This window comes from Variovorax sp. Soil_C_26, assembly GCF_057657075.1.
Map to the genome: position 1 here is coordinate 1024555 of NZ_JBDGJC010000001.1, position 17897 is coordinate 1042451.

General features: G+C 69.3%; 15 protein-coding genes. 1 reads left to right on the forward strand and 14 read right to left on the reverse strand.

Annotated elements, in window-relative coordinates; all coding sequences use genetic code 11:
* Nucleotides 1–84 precede the first annotated feature (84 nt).
* From AC3A6G_RS04935 to AC3A6G_RS05000, 14 genes are all read right to left on the reverse strand, one after another.
* Nucleotides 85–702, reverse strand: a complete 618-nt coding sequence (locus AC3A6G_RS04935) for a TorD/DmsD family molecular chaperone (RefSeq protein WP_487858509.1) — start codon at nucleotides 700–702, stop codon at nucleotides 85–87.
* Complete coding sequence (locus AC3A6G_RS04940) at nucleotides 699–2831, reverse strand: 4Fe-4S binding protein (protein WP_487873200.1); 2133 nt, start codon at nucleotides 2829–2831, stop codon at nucleotides 699–701. Before AC3A6G_RS04940 ends, AC3A6G_RS04935 begins: the two co-directional genes overlap by 4 nt.
* Nucleotides 2755–3390 carry a DUF3306 domain-containing protein gene (locus AC3A6G_RS04945; protein WP_487873201.1) on the reverse strand — a complete coding sequence of 212 codons (636 nt, stop codon included), beginning with the start codon at nucleotides 3388–3390 and terminating at the stop codon, nucleotides 2755–2757. Before AC3A6G_RS04945 ends, AC3A6G_RS04940 begins: the two co-directional genes overlap by 77 nt.
* Nucleotides 3383–3928, reverse strand: a complete 546-nt coding sequence (locus AC3A6G_RS04950) for a DUF3305 domain-containing protein (RefSeq protein ID WP_487858512.1) — start codon at nucleotides 3926–3928, stop codon at nucleotides 3383–3385. The genes AC3A6G_RS04945 and AC3A6G_RS04950 overlap by 8 nt, the downstream gene beginning before the upstream one ends.
* 46 nt (nucleotides 3929–3974) lie before the next feature.
* On the reverse strand, nucleotides 3975–4778 hold the full coding sequence (locus tag AC3A6G_RS04955; RefSeq protein WP_487873202.1) for an ABC transporter ATP-binding protein: 804 nt from the start codon (nucleotides 4776–4778) through the stop codon (nucleotides 3975–3977).
* Nucleotides 4775–5527, reverse strand: coding sequence for a molybdate ABC transporter substrate-binding protein (gene modA / locus AC3A6G_RS04960; RefSeq protein ID WP_487873203.1), 753 nt, complete (start codon nucleotides 5525–5527; stop codon nucleotides 4775–4777). Before modA ends, AC3A6G_RS04955 begins: the two co-directional genes overlap by 4 nt.
* Before the next feature lie 20 nt (nucleotides 5528–5547).
* Nucleotides 5548–6231: a molybdate ABC transporter permease subunit gene (modB, locus tag AC3A6G_RS04965; protein ID WP_487858515.1), complete on the reverse strand. Its 684-nt coding sequence runs from the start codon at nucleotides 6229–6231 to the stop codon at nucleotides 5548–5550.
* Nucleotides 6232–6355: 124 nt separating this feature from the next.
* Entirely contained in the window at nucleotides 6356–6706 is a 351-nt protein-coding gene (locus AC3A6G_RS04970; protein WP_487858516.1) for a winged helix-turn-helix domain-containing protein, read from the reverse strand.
* Nucleotides 6707–6794: 88 nt separating this feature from the next.
* Nucleotides 6795–9665 carry a formate dehydrogenase subunit alpha gene (gene fdhF, locus AC3A6G_RS04975; RefSeq protein WP_487873204.1) on the reverse strand — a complete coding sequence of 957 codons (2871 nt, stop codon included), beginning with the start codon at nucleotides 9663–9665 and terminating at the stop codon, nucleotides 6795–6797.
* On the reverse strand, nucleotides 9662–11413 hold the full coding sequence (locus AC3A6G_RS04980) for an NAD(P)H-dependent oxidoreductase subunit E (protein ID WP_487873261.1): 1752 nt from the start codon (nucleotides 11411–11413) through the stop codon (nucleotides 9662–9664). The genes fdhF and AC3A6G_RS04980 overlap by 4 nt, the downstream gene beginning before the upstream one ends.
* A gap of 276 nt (nucleotides 11414–11689) precedes the next feature.
* Nucleotides 11690–12634, reverse strand: a complete 945-nt coding sequence (locus AC3A6G_RS04985) for a LysR substrate-binding domain-containing protein (protein WP_487858519.1) — start codon at nucleotides 12632–12634, stop codon at nucleotides 11690–11692.
* Nucleotides 12635–12647: 13 nt separating this feature from the next.
* Entirely contained in the window at nucleotides 12648–13739 is a 1092-nt protein-coding gene (gene apbC / locus AC3A6G_RS04990) for an iron-sulfur cluster carrier protein ApbC (protein ID WP_487858520.1), read from the reverse strand.
* A 114-nt stretch (nucleotides 13740–13853) separates the two neighbouring features.
* A complete protein-coding gene (locus tag AC3A6G_RS04995; protein ID WP_487865416.1) occupies nucleotides 13854–14534 on the reverse strand; it encodes a YceH family protein in 681 nt (226 codons plus the stop codon).
* Nucleotides 14535–14558: 24 nt separating this feature from the next.
* Nucleotides 14559–15593: an isocitrate/isopropylmalate dehydrogenase family protein gene (locus AC3A6G_RS05000; RefSeq protein WP_487873205.1), complete on the reverse strand. Its 1035-nt coding sequence runs from the start codon at nucleotides 15591–15593 to the stop codon at nucleotides 14559–14561.
* 170 nt (nucleotides 15594–15763) lie between these two features.
* Between AC3A6G_RS05000 and metG the strand changes: the two genes are divergently transcribed.
* Nucleotides 15764–17884: a methionine--tRNA ligase gene (gene metG / locus AC3A6G_RS05005; RefSeq protein ID WP_487873206.1), complete on the forward strand. Its 2121-nt coding sequence runs from the start codon at nucleotides 15764–15766 to the stop codon at nucleotides 17882–17884.
* Nucleotides 17885–17897 lie beyond the last annotated feature (13 nt).

Sequence of the window (17897 nt, forward strand, 5' to 3'; positions counted from 1 at the left end):
GGCTTGGGGGCAAACCAGATATGAACCGATTTACATACATACGGATACTAGTCGAGACCCTTATCCCGACCAGACGACTCATCCTTACCCGAGCATGTCGAAGCCCTGGACCTCGACCTCGGCGAAGGCACGTGTGAAACCCGCGAGCGACGCATAGAAGCGTGCCTTGGGGTGCTGCGCGACCGCATCGCACATGGCGGGCAGCCACGGCTGCAGGTGGGTCGCGAAGAAGGTTTGCTGCTGCGCCAGGTTGGCCACCGCCGCGTCGTCGCCCGCGATCAGGTAGCGCATGACCTCGAACAGGCAGGCCGCGTGATCCTCGCTTTCAGACACGGCCACGTCCCGGGTCAGTCCCAGCCGGGCGAGGTCGGTGCGCAGGTGCGCGAGCGGCTTGTCGTTGAGAAAACCGCTCAGGTAGTGCGAACCGAACAGATACACCTCCGGCTTGCCCATCCCGCCGAAGAGCGCGTCGTATTCGGCATGCGCGGCGGCGGGGTCGGTGGCGCGTGCCGCGCCGACCAGCTGGCGCCAGGGCTCCTCGAGGAAGGCACCGGCCGCGGGCGCCTCGGTGGGCGCCACGTCGAAGGCGGCGAGCAGCTCGGCATCGGGCGCGCAATACCAGAGGCGCGAGAGAAGGCCGTAGACCTCGGCGCGCGCGATCTCCTCGTCGAGGGCGGAGGTCGCGAAGGGGGAATCGCTCATAGCTGCGTGATCTTCATTTCGTTCTGCGCGCTGTACAGGTCGATCACCCGGCAGTCGCTGCACATCTTGAGCCGCTCGAGCGCCTCGCCCTGAAACATCGCATGGCCCGCGAGCTTGCCGAGCATCGACTCGATGGCCTTGTGGGTGCCGAACGGCTTGCTGCAGCGGATGCAGGCCCAAGGCTTGGCTTCGTTGAGCACCACCGGCTGCTTGCGTTCGGGTGCGGTCAGGAGTCGCGGCACGAGCGTGATCGCATTCTCGGGGCAGGTGGTTTCGCAGAGACCGCACTGCACGCAGTTCTTCTCGATGAAGCGCAGCTGCGGCGCGTTCTGGTTGTCCTGCAGCGCGCTGGCGGGACAGGCGCTCACGCAGGCCAGGCACAGCGTGCAGCTGTTCTTGTCGACGGCGACCGCGCCGAATGGTGCGCCGGCGGGCAGCGGGATCGCGAGCGGCTCGGTGGCCGAGGGCGCGGCCAGCGCCGGTGCCTGCGCCATCAGGTGGTCGAGCGTCATCTCGAGCGTGCCGCGCTTCTCGGCCCCGGCGGCAAAGCGCGCGGCGGTCGCGGGCACCCGCTGGCGCGTCGCGCGCAGGCCCGCGAGCGCCGCATCGAGGGCGGCCGGCTCGGCGGCCTCGATCAGGTGGAAATGAGTGCCGGTGTAACCGAGCCCGGTGACGAGCGCCTGCGCCACGGCCATCTGCTGCCTCAGCGCCGCGATGTATGCCGGCGCTTCCTCGCCGGTGGCCAGCACCGCCACCTGGGCGGCGCCGAAGGCGATGGCCGCGAGCCAGAGGTCGATGCCGGTGCTGGCGGCATGCCGCAGCGCCACCGGCAGCACATGCGCCGGCACGCCGGCAGGCCCGCCCGCACGGCCGCGCCCGAGCTGGGCCGCGCGGCCGAGTTGTTCGACCAGCGTCTGGCCGCCCTCCTCGCCATGGAGCAGCACTGCGGCATCGCGGCCACCCGCCGCGGCATAGGCGGCCAGCAGCGTGCGGAGCTTGCGGCCCTGGTCGGTGGTGCGCGGGTAGGTGTAGCCCAAGGCGCCCGTGGGGCACACCGTGGTGCAGGCGCCGCAGCCGACGCAGAGCTGGGGATTGACGACGATGCGCTGGCGCGCCTTGTCGCTCGAGATCGCGTGCGCCGAGCAGACCTCGACGCAGGCATTGCAGCCGACCACTTCGTTGCGGCTGTGGGCGCAGAGCTTCTGCTTGTAGTCGAAGAACTTGGGCTTCTCGAACTCGCCCACGAGTTCGCGCAGGCGCAGCAGCGTGGCCAGGCCTTCGGCGTGCGCGAGCCCGCCCGCCAGATGGAAGTAGCCCTGCGGCGGCGCATGCCAGTCGATCAGCGCCTTTGCGCCGAGGTCGAGCACAAGGTCGAACTCGGCATCGAGTGCTTCGGGTGCGCGGTCGAAGCGGATCGCGCCGGCCACGGTGCAGGCCGCCTCGCAGTCGCGGTGCGTGCCGCATTTCGCGAGGTCGACCTGGTAGTCGAGCCCGATCGCCTGCTCGGGGCAGGCAGCGACGCAGGCGTTGCAGCGCGTGCAAAGGTCGAGGTCGATCGGGTTGTCGCGCGTCCAGCGCAGCGAGAACGCGCCGAGCCAGCCCTGGAGCGCCTCGAGGCGCCCGGCCATCACGGGCCAGCGGCGCTCCTGTGCACCGCCGGCAACGCCCGGGCCGGTCGAGAAGATGGAGACCTGCAGGCTGTCGGCCACGAGCGCCGCAGCCTTCTCGGCCTGGTCGAGCGGACCGACGATCAGCAGGCGGCCCTGGCTCGCATAGCTCACTGTCGACACCGGATCGGGTTCGGGCAGGCGGGCCAGCGCCAGCAGCGCGGCGATCTTGGGACTCGCGTTCTTCGCGTCGCGGCTCCAGCCGCCGGTCTCACGGATGTTGACGAAGCGGATCGGGGAGGTGGCGCCTTCGGTCTGCGCAGCCAGTTCGGAAAAAAGCCGCCGCTCCTGGGTGCAGGCCACGACGACGTCGTCGCCCGAACGAATGGCGCGCTGGAAAGCGGGCGCCTCGCGGCGGCACAGGGCGGAATGCAGGGGCAGCGTCTCAGCCAGCGCCGCCCCGAGCGTCTTCGGCTCGAGCGGCATCGTCTGGTTGCAGTCGCAGATCAGCGTGGTGGTCATCGGTTGTCTGGCTTGCCGGCTGCGCATCGGCAACCGGCTGGCTGGAGGAATCTCCCGGAGGTTCGGACTGTGCCACGTCCGGCGTCGCAGTGCCGTTTTTCAGGGCTTCTTCGGCCTCGGCTTCTTCCTTTTCCTCCCGCTCGAAGAGGTTGAGGAACTTGGCGCTGGCCATCTGGCGCAGCACGCTGTGGGGAATCGGCGTCGACTGGGAATAGTCGTCGATGTAGACGTCCATGCGGTCCATCACATTGAACTGCGGATCGGCAAAGAGCTTGCGGAAGGCCGTGTTCTTGACCTCGGGCGCCACGTTCCTGGCCACGAAGGGGCGGAAGTCGGATTCGGACGTGAGCGCCTGGGCGTCCTCGAGCGTGGGCGGCGGCGGTTCGGCGGGCGCCTCGGCGGCTGCATGCGCGGGCACCGGAGCGGCCGGCATCGGCACCTCGGCCTCCGGCACCGGGATGGCCGCCATCTCGGGTTCGTCGACGTGCGACGGCGGCGGCGGCTCTTCGCGCGCCTCCTGCTTGCGCCGCGACCAGCGGCCGAGGAAATTCTCAGACATCGCCTGCCCCCCGTCCGCGCTTCTTCTCGGTTGTGACGCTCGCCGCATTGCCGAAGCGGTCGACCAGCGGCCGGAAGCTCTCGGGGCGCTTGCGTCGCTTGGGTTCCATCGCGTAGTGCGCCTGCACGAACCCGCGCATCCACTCGACAACTTCCTCGGGTGCGGGCACCTGCTCGACGGTTTCCTGCGCGTCGAGCCAGCGGCCGGCCTCGTTGTAGCTCAGGCTCACCACCACGGGCCGGGCGATCGGCTCGTCGACCACGGTGGGCGCCTCTTCCATGCGCCACAGCACGAACCAGCAGGGCGCGGGCGTGGTGGCATTGAGGTGGTAGCCCTCGGCCTCGTCGCGGAACAGCGCGGTCTGCAAACCAGGGTGCAGCCAGCGCTGCACGTCCTCGGTGGCGTCGAGCAGGCGGGGCTCGGTGCCCGCGCCGGGCTGGTCGGGACCGACGCTCTCGAGAATCCAGCGCCAGGATTGCCAGCGGCTGTTGACGCGCTCGCGGCGCATCACGACGGCCACATCGATGGAAGGATTCATGCGGCCATCGTAGCGCCGCCGCAATCCGGCTTCGGGCCGAGGGTCATCAGGGGCGGCCGGCGGGCGCGGCAGGTGCCGCCATCAGCATGTCGCGCAGCCGGCGCTGCAGCGGGGTGGCCTCGGCGTCGGGCACGCGGCCGGCTTCGCGCAGCGCGATGTCTCGGCTCTGGCCGTCGTGCAGGTCGATCTCGCGCACCACCTGCCCCTGGTGGTAGACGAAAGCCGTGTCGGCCAGCGCGAGCACGTCGTCGATGTCGTGCGTGATCATCAGCACCGGAATGCCCCACTGGCGCCGGACCTGGGCCAGTTCGGTGCGCAGTTCGTGCCGCAGCATCGGGTTGAGCGCGGCGAAGGGTTCGTCGAGCAGCAGCAGCTGCGGCTCGCAGGCGAGCGCGCGCGCCAGGGCCACGCGCTGCTGCTGGCCGCCCGAGAGCTTGCCCGGCCGGCTGTCGGCCAAGGCCGTGAGGCCGAAGCCTTCGAGCAGCGCCTGCACGCGCTCGGCATCGCGCGGCGGGAGACGGCGCCGGTGCCAGGCGGTGAGCCCGAACGCCACGTTCTCGCGCACCGACAGATGCGGAAACAGCGCGTAGTGCTGGAACAGGTAGCCGATGCGCCGCGCCGGTGCCGGCAGGTCGATGCCGCGTGCCGCGTCGTAGAGCGTGCGCCCGCCGATCCGCACATGGCCCGCCGACGGACGCTGCAGCCCCGCGATGGCCTGCAGCGTGAGCGTCTTGCCCGCGCCCGACGGGCCGTAGAGCGCAGCGAAGGGCACGTCGGTTGCAAAGCGCGCCGCAAGCGCGAAGCGTCGCGCGCCGTCGGTCACCGTGAGCTGGAGGTCGACGTCGATCATGGCGCGCCGAAGCCGTGGCGTGCGAGCACCTCGCGCGCCGCGTCGCTCGAAAGAAAGGCGACGAAGTCGCCTGCAAGCGCCTTCTGCCGGCTGTCGGCCACCACCGCGGCCGGGTAGCGCACGGGCGCACCGCCGCCGGGCGCGAGCACCACGCGCAGCTTCGTGCCCATCGCGGCGGCGTCGGTGCGATAGACGAACCCCGCCTCGACCTCGCCGCGCGCCACGTAGTCGAGCACCTGGCGCACGCTGTCCGCCTGCACGAACTTCGGCTCGAGCGCGGCCCAGAGCCCCGCCGCCTCGAGCACCTGCCGCGTGTAGCGGCCGACCGGCACGGTGGCCGTCTTGCCGACCGCGATGCGGTGGACGCCGGGGCGCGCCAGGTCGGCCAGCGTGTGCAGGCCGGCGCCGCCCTGCAGCGGCTCGACCAGCACCAGCGCATTGCGCGCGAAGTCGCGGCGCGTGGCCGCGTCGACGAGCTTCTGCGCGGCGCCGCGGTCCATCGTCTCCTGGTCGGCGCTCGCGAACACATCGACCGGTGCGCCCTGCGCGATCTGCTGCAGCAGCACGCCCGAGGCCGCGAAATTGAAGCGCACCGTGGCGCCGGGCTTCGCGGCCTCGAACTTCGGCCCGAGTTCCTTGAACGCATCGGTCAGGCTCGCGGCCGCCGAGACGGTGAGCTGCTGCGCCGCCGCCAGCCCGGGCATCAGCGCCACCGCGAGAAGGATCGACAGGAAACGCCAGGGTCGCATGGGAAGGTGCCTCGGGGGGTTCAGCGCAGCGAAAAGAAACGGTTCGACAGCACCAGCACCGTGATCGACAGCAGCGAGGTCACCACTACGAGCAGCAACGCCAGATCGTCATGGCCGGCCTGCGCGGCGTCGTAGATCGCCATCGAGAGCGTCTGGGTCTGGCCGGGAATGGAGCCGGCCACCATCAACGATGCGCCGAACTCGCCCATGGCCCGTGCGAAAGCCAGCAGCGTGCCGGCCAGGATGCCGGGCCAGGCCAGCGGCAGCGTGATGCGCAGAAACACCGAGAACCTCGACTGGCGCAGCGTGCTCGCGGCATCCTCGAGCGAGCGGTCCACGCCCGCGAAGGCGGCGCTGGCCGACTTGAGCACCAGTGGCAGCGCCACGACGGCCGAGGCCACCACGGCGCCGTGCCAGCTGAAGATGATCGTGTAGTCGAAGTGCGTGCGCAGCCACTCGCCGAGTGGGCTGCGGCGCCCCGCGGCGACCAGGATCGCGTAGCCGATGACGGTGGGCGGCAGCACCAGCGGCAGCATGCACACCGCCTCCAGCACCGTGCGCCCCGGAAAGCGCTTGCGCGCGAACACCCAGCCCAGCGCCACGCCGGCCACGAGCGCGAGCAGGGTCGCGGCCGCAGCCACCTTGAGCGACAACACCAGCGGGAACCAGTCGGTCGAGGCGATGAGGGATGTCGTCGTATTCATGGCGATACAGCGCAATTGTTGCACAGCCGCCTGCTGGCCCCCACAGCGGGAAAGGTGCGGTAGAGCTCGGCAACGCCGATATCCCGCGGAATACAGCGCGGGCAGGCTCAGGAGGCGTACGGGGTCAGGGCGCCAGAAGCCGCGTCAGCGCGCGCACGTCGGCCGCCGTGGCAAGGCGGGCTGCGCTCTCGATGGCGCGGTAGTGCTTGACGATCTCTTCGCCGACCGGCGTGAGCGCCGTGCCGCCGCCGCGCGAGCCGCCGGCCGCTGTGTTCACGGCCGGCGAGGCCAGCGCCTTGTTCATCTCGTCGATCAGCAGCCAGGCACGCCGGTACGACATGCCGAGCTGGCGCGCCGCGGCAGAGATGGAGCCGGTTTCTGCCACTGCCTCCAGCACGGCGATCTTGCCGGGGCCGATGGCGATGCTGTCGTCCCGGTAGATGCGCAGGCGGAACTGGACGCGGGTGGGGGTCATGCCGATGAGATGAACGGTGCAAAAGGAAAGACGGGCGCAGAGGTTAAACCATGCGCCCGCCCCTCCCTCGCCGCCCGTGCGGCGGCGATCAGTCGACCGTCGCGGCCACGGCGCCGGAGCCGTAGCCGGCCGCCGCCATCGGCTGGCCGCCGCGCGTGACCCGCACCGCGCAGTACTTGAACTCCGGGATCTTGCCGAGCGGATCGAGCGCGGCATTGGTCATGAGGTTGGCCGCCGCCTCGTAGTAGGCGAACGGAACGAAGACCGCGCCGGTCGGCGTGCCGTCGTCGCGCCGCACGTGAATCGCCACCTCGCCGCGGCGCGACTGCACGGTGATCACGTCGCCGGCCTCGAGGCCGAGTGCCTGCAGGTCGCCCTGGTTCATCGAGGCGGTGGCCATCGGCTCGAGCGCGTCGAGCACGCTGGCGCGCCGCGTCATGCTGCCGGTGTGCCAGTGCTCGAGCTGGCGGCCCGTGATGAGCACGAACGGATACTCGGCGTCGGGCCGCTCGTCGGCCGGAATGATGTCCGCAGGCACCAGCTTCACGCGGCCGTCGGCGGTCGGGAAGTCGTCGATGAACACGGTCGGCTGGCCCGGGTCTTCCTCGCTCAGGCAGGGGTAGGTCACGCTCGAATCGCGCTGCAGCCGCTCCCAGCTGATGCCGCTGATCACCGCATGCATGGCCTGGCGCATCTCCTCGTACACCGCGGCCACGCCGGCTTCCTCGCCTTCGTAGTTCCACTGCAGGCCCATGCCCTGGGCGATCTGCTGGATGATCCAGAGGTCGCCGCGCGCGTCGCCCGGTGGGTTGAGCGCGCGCTTGCCGAGCTGCACCATCCGGTCGGTGTTGCTCACCGTGCCGGTCTTCTCGGGCCAGGCGCTCGCGGGCAGCACCACGTCGGCGAGCCACGCGGTCTCGGTCATGAAGATGTCCTGCACCACCAGGTGCTCGAGGCTTGCCAACGCATGCCGCGCATGGTTCAGGTCGGGGTCGCTCATGGCCGGGTTCTCGCCCATGATGTACATGCCGCGCACCTTGTGCGGATCGGTGTCGGGCGCGAGCGCCTTGTGCATGATCTCGACCACGGTGTAGCCCGGCGTCGCGTCGAGCGGCATGCCCCAGAAGTTCTCGAACCACGCATGCACCGCGGGGTTGTCCACGCGCTGGTAGTTCGGGAACATCATCGGGATGAGGCCCGCGTCGCTCGCGCCCTGCACGTTGTTCTGGCCGCGCAGCGGATGCAGACCCGAACCGGGCTTGCCGATCTGCCCGGTCACCGTGGCCAGCGCGATCAGGCAGCGCGCGTTGTCGGTGCCGTGCACGTGCTGGCTCACGCCCATGCCCCAGAGGATCATCGCGCCCTTGGCGGTGGCAAAGGCGCGCGCAACCTCGCGCAGCGTCTCGGCCGGCACGCCGCAGATCGGCGCCATCGCCTCGGGGCTGTAGCCCTTGACGTTCTCGCGCAGCGCCTCGTAGTTGCTGGCGCGCATGCGCACGAAGGCTTCGTCGACCAGCCCCTCGTCGATCACCGCATGGATCAGCGCGTTGAGCATGGCCACGTCGGTGTCGGCCTTGAACTGCAGCGTGCGCCAGGCATGGCGGCTGATGTCGGTGCGGCGCGGGTCGGCCAGCACGATCTTCGCGCCGCGCTGGGCCGCGTTCTTCATCCAGGTGGCAGCCACGGGATGGTTGGCCGTGGGGTTGGAGCCGATCACGAAGATCAACTCGGCATGCTCCACGTCGTTGACCTGATTGCTCACCGCGCCCGAACCCACGCCTTCGAGCAGCGCGGCCACGCTGGAGGCGTGGCACAGCCGGGTGCAGTGGTCGATGTTGTTGCTGCCGAAGCCGGTGCGTACCAGCTTCTGGAACAGGTAGGCCTCCTCGTTGCTGCCCTTGGCCGAGCCGAAGCCCGCGAGCGACTTGGGCCCGTAGGTGTCGCGCAGGCCCGAAAGGCTGCCCGTGGTGAAGGCCAGCGCCTCTTCCCAGGTGGCTTCGCGGAAGTACTCGCTCCAGTCGCCGGGCCGCGGCGCGTCGCCGAAGTCCTTCGGCATGCCGGGCTTGCGGATCAGCGGCTTGGTCAGGCGCTGCGGATGGTGGGCGTAGTCGAAACCGAAGCGGCCCTTCACGCAAAGGCGGTTGTGGTTGGCCGGGCCGTCGCGGCCGTCGACGCTGACGATCTTTTCGTCCTTGACGTTGTAGGTGACCAGGCAGCCCACGCCGCAGAACGGGCACACCGAATCGACCTTGCGATCGACCTGCTGCGAGCCGATGTGGCTCTTGGGCATCAGCGCGCCGGTGGGGCAGGCCTGCACGCACTCGCCGCAGGCCACGCAGGTGCTGTCGCCCATCGGGTCGTCGAGGTCGAAGACGATCTTGCTGTCGGCGCCGCGCATCGCGTAGCCGATGACGTCGTTGACCTGCTCCTCGCGGCATGCGCGCACGCAGCGGTTGCACTGGATGCAGGCATCGAGGTTGACCGCCATCGCGGGGTGCGAGATATCGGTCTTCGGCTGCTCGCGGCGCAGCGCCTTGAGCTCGGGCCGCACCGCGATGTCGAGCTTGCCGGCCCACTCGCTGAGCTCGCCGTGCTGGCGGGTGGCGTCGTCGCCGATCCACTTGTAGCCCTGGTCGGGCATGTCGGACAGCAGCATCTCGACGACCATCTTCTGGCTCTTGAGTGCGCGTTCGCTGGTGGCCTTCACTTCCATGCCGGCCGTCACGTTGCGGCAGCAGCTGGGCGCGAGCACGCGCTCGCCCTTGATCTCGACCACGCAGGCGCGGCAGTTGCCGTCGGCGCGGTAGCCGTCCTTGTAGCAGAGGTGCGGAATCTCCACGCCATGGCGCTCGGCAGCCTTGTAGATGGTCTCGCCGTCGAAGGCCTGGATGGCCTTGCCGTCGAGCGTGAATTCGATGGTTTGCGGCATCAGCTCCGCGAGCTTCGACGGGGCGTTCATGCCACCTCCTCCGGAAAGTACTGTTGAATGCAACGGATGGGGTTGGGGGCGGCCTGGCCGAGGCCGCAGATGGACGCATCGCCCATGACCTGGGCCAGGTCCTCGAGCGTGGCGCTGTCCCACATCGGCGCCTCCATCAGCGCGGCCGCCTTGGCGGTGCCGACGCGGCACGGCGTGCATTGGCCGCAGCTCTCATGCTCGAAGAAGCGCATCACGTTGAGCGCGGCGTCGCGCGCGCGGTCGTGCTGGCTCAGCACCATCACTGCCGCCGAACCGATGAAGCAGCCGTGCGGCTGCAGCGTGTCGAAGTCGAGCGGAATGTCGTTCATGCGCGCCGGCAGGATGCCGCCCGAGGCGCCGCCCGGCAGGTAGGCATAGAGCGTGTGGCCGTCGAGCATGCCGCCGCAGTACTCGTCGATGAGTTCCTGCACCGTGATGCCCGCGGGCGCGAGCTTGACGCCCGGGTGCTTCACGCGCCCGCTGACGCTGAAGCTGCGCAGGCCCTTGCGGCCATGGCGGCCGAAGCCGCTGAACCAGTCCGCGCCCTTCTGCACGATGTCACGCACCCAGTAGAGGGTCTCGAAGTTGTGCTCGAGCGTCGGCCGGCCGAACAGACCGACCTGCGCGATGTAGGGCGGGCGCATGCGCGGTTCGCCGCGCTTGCCTTCGATGCTCTCGATCATGGCCGACTCTTCGCCGCAGATGTAGGCACCCGCGCCGCGGCGCAGTTCGATGCGCGGCAGCGCGCACGGCGGGTCGGCCTGGAGCCGGGCCAGTTCGGCCTGCAGCAGCGCGCGGCAGTCGTGGTATTCGTCGCGCAGGTAGATGTAGCACTGCTCGATGCCGACGATCTGCGCCGCCACCAGCAGGCCTTCGAGAAAGCGATGCGGATCGCGTTCGAGGTAGGTGCGGTCCTTGAAGGTGCCGGGCTCGCCCTCGTCGATGTTGACCGCCATGACCCGCGGCGCCGGCTGGTCGCGCACGATGCGCCACTTGCGCCCGGCCGGAAAGCCCGCGCCGCCGAGACCGCGCAGGCCCGAGTCTTCCATCGCCTTGAGCACCGCCTCGGCGTCGTGTTCGCCGTTCACCAGCGCAGCGGCCAGCGCATAGCCGCCGTTCGCGCGGTAGGTCGCGTAGTCGGTGAAGGCCGGCATGCGCTCGATGGCGCCGGGCAGCGGCGAGATGCTCTTCTCGGCGAACTGCGCGGCGTCGAAGTAGGCCACCACGGCCTGTTCGCCGGGGCCGGATGTCAGCGCCTGCAGCACCCGGGCCTCGGTGGCCAGCGGCACCGCCTGCTGGTCGACCACCGCCACCGGCGCCTGCTCGCAGCGCCCGACGCAGGGCGCCGCGATCACGCGCACTTCTTCGCCGTCCACGGCGCCGAGCAGCGCGGGCAGCCGCGCGAGCAGGTCCTTCGCGCCGGCCAGTTCGCAGGCCAGGCCGTCGCACACGCGCACCGTGAGGCCGGGCGCGGCCTCGTCGCCGCGCACCACTTCGAAGTGGTGGTAGAAGGTCGCGACCTCGTAGACCTCGGCCATCGGAACGTTCATCTCGCGCGCCAGCGCCACCAGGTGGCGGTCGTGCAGGCAGCGGAACGCGTCGTTGAGCTTGTGCAGGTGCTCGATGAGCAGGTCGCGCCGGTGCCCCTCGGGCGGGCGCGCGCCGATCAGCGCACGCACTTCGAGAAGCGCGGCCTCCTCGGGCTGGCGGCCCTTGAGCTTGCTCTTGCGGCGGATGCGCTCGCGCATCTCGTCGGGCGTGGCGAGCGGCACGATCGTGTGCGTGCTGCGGGGGGTCGATGTTGTCTCGCGGGACGGGGCTGGGTGGTTGTTCACTGCCTGGGCCTTTTTTTCGCTTTGCTTCGATGTCTCTGGCTAGCCCCCTTCGGCAATCGCTTTCACAGGGGTCGGCCGAGTGTGTGGGCCGCTCCCGGGCGCGTCAAATTCGATCGAAGCATCGATCGATTCAATAACTAAATGGCTATGGATGGCCGGTGCCGCTTCCGGGCCCGGCGCGCGGGGGTGCTATTCGCCGAGCGCGCCGCTGTGCAGCCGCACCTGCTCGCGCCAGGCCGGCGTCTGCAGGAACACCAGCGCGGCGTCGAGCGCCCGCGAGGGCCGCACGCCCGTCTGGGTCATGAAACCCAGCGGCGTCTTGACCTCGGGCGCCACGAGCGGCAGCGCCTCGAGCTCGCGGTAGCTGCGCACCGCCGCCACCATCGAACCCGGCAGCACGCTGCTGACCGAGCCCGCGAGCACCGCCAGGGCAAGGGTAAGTACCGAGTTGGTCTCGATCGCGGGCGCCAGCGCGACGCCGGCTTCGCGCAGCGCCTGGTCGATGATCGAGCGGTTGTGCATGTCGGGCGTGAGCAGGCACAGCGGCAGCTGGCCGGCCTCGGCCCAGGACACCGGCTGGCCGATGCGCAGCTGGTCCTTGGAGGGACGCGCCGCACGCCGCAGCAGGTAATAGTGCTCGACGCTCTGCGGCCAGGCCGTGAGCTTGATGCCGGGCAGGTGCATGCGCTCGATGTAGCCGAGCGCGAGGTCGATGGTCAGGCTCTCGAGGCCCGTTTCGAGGTCTTGCGAGCTCATCGACAGCACCGCGGGCACGATGCCGGAGTGCAGCTCCTGCAGCATGGCGGCGAAGCGCGACAGCATCGGAATGGCCGTAGGCACCGCGGCCATGCGCAGCTTTCCGCGCGGGTGGCCTTCCTCGCTGCGCAGTTCCTGCTGCAGCACCTCGTTGTCGCGCAGCATGCGCTGGGCGGTGGCCAGCACCCGCTCGCCCTCATGCGTGAGGCCCACGTACACGCGCGCCCGCTTGACGATGACCACGCCGAACTCGGCCTCCAGCGAGCGCAGCGCGTTCGACAGCGCCGGCTGCGTGATGTGGCAGGCCTGCGCCGCGCGCCCGAAATGCTTGTGCTCGCTGAGCGCGACCAGGTAGCGCATGGACGCGAGGAGGTTCACGCCGCGCTGCCGGTCAGGTGTTCTTGCTGACCGTGATGGTCGGGAACTTGGCCGAGAAATCCTTCGCCTTCTCTGCGATGCCCACGGCAACGCGGCGCGCCACGGCCTTGTAGATGCCGGCCACTTCGCCGTCGGGATCGGCCACCACGGTCGGCTTGCCGCTGTCGGCCTGCAGCCGGATCTGGATGTCGAGCGGCAGCGCGCCCAGGTATTCCATCTGGTACTGCTCGGCCATCTTCTTGCCGCCTTCGGAACCGAAGATGTGCTCGACGTGGCCGCAGTTCGAGCAGATGTGCACCGCCATGTTCTCCACGATGCCCAGGATCGGCACGCCGACCTTCTCGAACATCTTGATGCCCTTCTTCGCGTCGAGCAGCGCGATGTCCTGCGGCGTGGTGACGATCACCGCGCCGGTCATCGGCACGCGCTGCGACAGCGTCAGCTGGATGTCGCCGGTGCCGGGTGGCATGTCGACGATCAGGTAGTCCAGGTCCTTCCAGTTGGTCTGGCGCAGCAGCTGCTCCAGCGCCTGGGTGGCCATCGGACCGCGCCAGATCATGGCCTCGTCCTGGTCGACCAGGAAGCCGATCGACATCACCTGCACGCCGTGGTTCTCGAGCGGCTCCATGGTCTTGCCGTCCTCGCTCTCGGGGCGGCCTTCGATGCCCAGCATCATCGGCTGGCTCGGGCCGTAGATGTCGGCGTCGAGCAGCCCGACCGAGGCCCCTTCGGACGCCAGCGCGAGCGCCAGGTTGGCGGCCGTGGTGCTCTTGCCCACGCCGCCCTTGCCCGAGGCCACGGCAATGATGTTCTTGACATTGGGCATCAGCTGCACGCCGCGCTGCACAGCGTGGCTGATGACCTTGGTGACGATGTTGACCGACACGTTCTCCACGCCGGGCAGCGCCTTGGCGGCGGCCACCAGCGCCTTGCGCATTGCCGCGTGCTGGCTCTTGGCCGGATAGCCGAGCTCAAGGTCGAAGGACACGTCCCCCTCGGAAATCTGAACGTTCTTGAGCGACCGGGTTGCCGTGAAGGCCTTACCGGTGTTCGGGTCCTGAGCGCTCTGCAGGGCGCCCATCAGCGCCTCTTGGGTGATAGCCATTGATCTAACTCCTGAATGGCGGGTAGTCTAGTGGCTTGCTCCGGGAGCGTATGGGCCGGCCCCGTTCGCCTTGGCCCCGCTGGGGACAACGCGGCTGGCGCCGATGCCGCCGCTTCACCCCGCCTCTGAAATCCCGAGCTCCGAACACACGCGCGCGAGCAGCGTCTTGAGCGAAGCCACCTCGCCTTCGAGCCGAGCCACATTGGCCTTGAGCGCAGCCATTTCCCCGAGCGGATCGTCGTGCGCGGCGCGCGGCGCATCGGCCGGCCCCGCGGCCTCCTCGGCAGGCGCACCGCTCAGCAGGTGCGCCCAGCGGCTTTCGCGCGCGCCGGGCAGGCGCGCCAGCTTGACCACGAGCGCCCCGGCCGGGCGTTCGGCCATCTCTTCGAGGAAGCCCTCGACCGAGGAGATGTCGGCGAAGTTGTGCATGCGGTCGCAGGCGATGCGCAGTTCGCCGGCAGTCTGCGGTCCGCGCAGCATCAGCACGGTCAGCAGGGCCACCGACTGCGAGGGAATGCGCAGCACGCGGTCGATGTTGTGCTCGTAGCGGAAGCTGCGCCCGCCGCTGGTTTCCGCCACCAGGCTGTAGCCCTTGAGGCTGTCGAGCGCGGCCTGCACCTGCGCCTCGCTCAGTTCCAGAACGGGGTTGCGGCTGGTCTTCTGGTTGCAGCCGGAGATCAGCGAATTGAGCGTCAGCGGATAGCTGTCGGGCACCGTGCGCTGCTTTTCGGCCAGCACGCCGAGCACGCGGGTTTCGAGCAGCGACAGAACCGGCACGGGGGGCAACGAAGACATGGCGCGAGGTTTCCTTGCTTTGCGTCAGCCGCCGTGGATGCGGGCCACCAGCGCCTTCGTGAAGGCCTCGGTGTTCGCGCTGCCGCCGAGGTCGCCGGTGCGCACCTTGTCGATGTTGAGGGTGTCGTCGATCGCCTGGCGCAGGCGCGCGGCGAGGTCGGTGCGCTTGACGTGGTCGAGCATCAGCGCGGCGGCCAGCAGCAGCGCGGTCGGGTTGGCGATGCCCTTGCCCGCGATGTCGGGCGCCGAGCCGTGCACCGCCTCGAAGATCGCCGCATCGGCGCCGATGTTCGCGCCGGGCGCCATGCCCAGGCCGCCGACCAGCCCCGCCACCAGGTCGGACAGGATGTCGCCGAACAGGTTGGTCGTTACCAGCATGTCGAACTGCCACGGGTTCAGCACCAGCTTCATCGCACAGGCGTCGACGATGATGGTGTCGAGCTCGAACCGGCCCTTGTACTTGCGCTCGTAGAGGTCGAGCCCGGTCTCGAGGAACAGGCCGGTCAGCACCTTCATGATGTTGGCCTTGTGCACCAGCGTGACCTTCTTGCGGCCGGTGGTGATGGCCGTCTCGAACGCGTATTCGAGCAGGCGCAGGCAGCCCTGGCGCGTGTTGATGCCGGTGGCCATGCCCACGGCATGCGGATCACCGTCGATGCGCACATAGTGCTCATGGCCGATGTAGAGGCCCTCGAGGTTCTCGCGCACGACCATCAGGTCGACCTTGTCGAAGCGCCCGCCCGGAATGATGGTGCGCGCGGGGCGCAGGTTGGCATAGAGCTGGAATTCCTCGCGCAGCCGCACGTTCGACGAGCGGTAGCCGCCGCCCGACGGCGTCTCGAGCGGGCCCTTCAGGGCGAGGCGGGTGCGGCGGATGCTGTCGAGCGTGGCCTGGGGCAGCGGATCGCCCGCGGCCTGGACGCCGCCGAGGCCTGCGATCTGGGTGTCCCAGGTGAAAGGCGCCTTCAGCGCGTCGAGTGCGGCGAGCGTGGCATCGACGATTTCGGGGCCGATGCCATCGCCGGGGATCAGGGTTGCGGGAATGGGGGGGGAAGTCATCGGCGCGGTCTCGCTGTGTGTATCGAACCCCCAAGCATACGTCGCGTGCGGGACAGGCCCGGGTGACCCCACGCCACGCGCAGCGTCGGCCCGCTCCGGCGGCGCGTGCCCGGCGGCGGCACCTAAAATGACGGGTTCCTCCCGCCAGCCACTCCCGAAAGCGCCCTCCGATGTCCGCCCCGCGCAAGCTCTTCGTCACCACCGCCCTGCCCTATGCCAACGGCAAGTTCCATATCGGCCACATGATGGAATACATCCAGGCCGACATCTGGGTGCGGAACCAGCGGATGAACGGTGCCGAGGTCAATTTCGTCTGCGCCGACGACGCGCACGGCGCGGCCATCACCATCGCTGCCGACAAGGCCGGCGTGACGCCGCAGGCCTTCGTGGCCGAGATCGCGGCGGGCCGCAAGCCCTACCTCGACGGCTACTACATCTCGTTCGACAACTGGCACTCGACCGACGCGCCCGAGAACCACCAGCTCGCGCAGGACATCTACCGGGACCTGCGCAAGAACGGGCTCATCGCCACCAAGAGCGTCGAGCAGTTCTACGATCCGGCCAAGGGCATGTTCCTGGCCGACCGCTTCATCAAGGGCGAATGCCCGAACTGCCACGCGAAGGACCAGTACGGCGACAACTGCGAGGTCTGCGGTGCGGTCTACGCACCGACCGAGTTGATCGAGCCGTATTCGGCGCTCTCGGGCGTCAAGCCCGAGCTGCGCAGCTCGGAACACTTCTTCTTCAAGCTGTCGGACCCACGCTGCGAGGCCTTCCTGAAGGACTGGACCGCCGCGCCCGGCCACGTGCAATCCGAGGTGCAGAACAAGATTCGCGAGTGGCTCTACAAGGACGACGAGGGCAAGGGCGGCCTGGGCGACTGGGACATCAGCCGCGACGCGCCCTACTTCGGCATCGAGATCCCCGACGCGCCGGGCAAGTACTTCTACGTGTGGCTCGACGCGCCCGTGGGCTACCTGGCCTCGCTCAAGAACCTGCTCGACAAGCGCTGCATCGAACTGGGCGGCGACGGCATCTCCTACACCGAGTACATGGCCGACCCCGACCTTGAGCAGGTGCACTTCATCGGCAAGGACATCATCACCTTCCACACGCTCTTCTGGCCCGCGATGCTGCATTTCAGCGGCCGCAAGGCGCCCGACGCGGTGTACGTGCACGGCCACCTCACGGTGAGCGGCGAGAAAATGAGCAAGAGCCGCGGCACCGGCATCGACCCGCTGCGCTACCTGTCGATCGGCCTCGACCCCGAGTGGCTGCGCTACTACATCGCGGCCAAGCTCAATGGGCGCAACGAGGACATCGACTTCAATCCCGAGGACTTCGTCGCGCGCGTCAACAGCGACCTCGTGGGCAAGTACATCAACATCGCGAGCCGTGCGGCCGGCTTCATCGGCAAGCGCTTCGGCGGCAAGCTCGGCGAGGTGTCGGCCGACGGCGATGCGCTGCTGTTCGCGCTGCGCGACGCGGCACCGCAGCTGCATTCGCTCTACGACGGGCGCGACTACGCCCGCGCGCTGCGCGAGACGATGGCGCTCGCCGACAAAGTGAACGAGTACGTCGACCAGAACAAGCCCTGGGAACTCGCCAAGAAGGAAGGCCAGGAGGGGCGGCTGCACGACGTGTGCACCGTCTGCATCGAGGCCTTCCGCATGCTCACGCTGTATCTGAAGCCGGTACTGCCTGCGCTCGCGACGAAGGTCGAGGCCTTCCTCGGGATTGTCCCGTTGACCTGGGCGGACGCCGCCCAGGCGCTGCCCGTGGGCCATGCCATCGGCGAATACAAGCACCTGATGCAGCGCGCCGACGCCAAGATGGTCGACAAGCTGTTCGACGCGCCCGAGCCGGCAGCAGCAGAGCCGGCCACCGCCGCCGATGCCCAGGCGCTGCCGGGCGGCGAAGCGCTGGCGCCGACCATCACGATCGACGACTTCGCGAAGATCGACCTGCGCATCGCCAAGATCGTGGCCTGCGAGAAGGTCGAGGGCTCGACCAAGCTGCTGCGGCTGACGCTCGACGCGGGCGAAGGAACCGACCCGCAGGGGAGTCCAGTGCTGCGCAACGTGTTCAGCGGCATCGCCTCCGCTTACCAGCCCGAGCAGCTCGTGGGCAAGCTCACGGTGCTGGTCGCCAACCTCGCGCCACGCAAGATGAAGTTCGGCGTCAGCGAGGGCATGGTGCTGGCCGCGAGCCACGCCGACGAGAAAGCCCAGCCCGGCATCCACGTGCTCGAACCCTGGCCCGGCGCGACGGCCGGCATGCGGGTGCGCTGAAGCACGCTGCGCC

What these genes read in the sequence shown, in the direction of transcription:
- metG (WP_487873206.1), top strand. Translation starts at nt 15,764, where the DNA reads ATGTCCGCCCCGCGCAAGCTCTTCGTCACCACCGCCCTGCCCTATGCC.
- modB (WP_487858515.1), bottom strand. Translation starts at nt 6,231, where the DNA reads ATGAATACGACGACATCCCTCATCGCCTCGACCGACTGGTTCCCGCTG.
- fdhF (WP_487873204.1), bottom strand. Translation starts at nt 9,665, where the DNA reads ATGAACGCCCCGTCGAAGCTCGCGGAGCTGATGCCGCAAACCATCGAA.
- AC3A6G_RS04940 (WP_487873200.1), bottom strand. Translation starts at nt 2,831, where the DNA reads ATGACCACCACGCTGATCTGCGACTGCAACCAGACGATGCCGCTCGAG.
- AC3A6G_RS04945 (WP_487873201.1), bottom strand. Translation starts at nt 3,390, where the DNA reads ATGTCTGAGAATTTCCTCGGCCGCTGGTCGCGGCGCAAGCAGGAGGCG.
- AC3A6G_RS04950 (WP_487858512.1), bottom strand. Translation starts at nt 3,928, where the DNA reads ATGAATCCTTCCATCGATGTGGCCGTCGTGATGCGCCGCGAGCGCGTC.
- AC3A6G_RS04980 (WP_487873261.1), bottom strand. Translation starts at nt 11,413, where the DNA reads ATGCGCGAGCGCATCCGCCGCAAGAGCAAGCTCAAGGGCCGCCAGCCC.
- AC3A6G_RS05000 (WP_487873205.1), bottom strand. Translation starts at nt 15,593, where the DNA reads ATGACTTCCCCCCCCATTCCCGCAACCCTGATCCCCGGCGATGGCATC.
- AC3A6G_RS04955 (WP_487873202.1), bottom strand. Translation starts at nt 4,778, where the DNA reads ATGATCGACGTCGACCTCCAGCTCACGGTGACCGACGGCGCGCGACGC.
- apbC (WP_487858520.1), bottom strand. Translation starts at nt 13,739, where the DNA reads ATGGCTATCACCCAAGAGGCGCTGATGGGCGCCCTGCAGAGCGCTCAG.
- AC3A6G_RS04970 (WP_487858516.1), bottom strand. Translation starts at nt 6,706, where the DNA reads ATGACCCCCACCCGCGTCCAGTTCCGCCTGCGCATCTACCGGGACGAC.
- AC3A6G_RS04995 (WP_487865416.1), bottom strand. Translation starts at nt 14,534, where the DNA reads ATGTCTTCGTTGCCCCCCGTGCCGGTTCTGTCGCTGCTCGAAACCCGC.
- AC3A6G_RS04935 (WP_487858509.1), bottom strand. Translation starts at nt 702, where the DNA reads ATGAGCGATTCCCCCTTCGCGACCTCCGCCCTCGACGAGGAGATCGCG.
- modA (WP_487873203.1), bottom strand. Translation starts at nt 5,527, where the DNA reads ATGCGACCCTGGCGTTTCCTGTCGATCCTTCTCGCGGTGGCGCTGATG.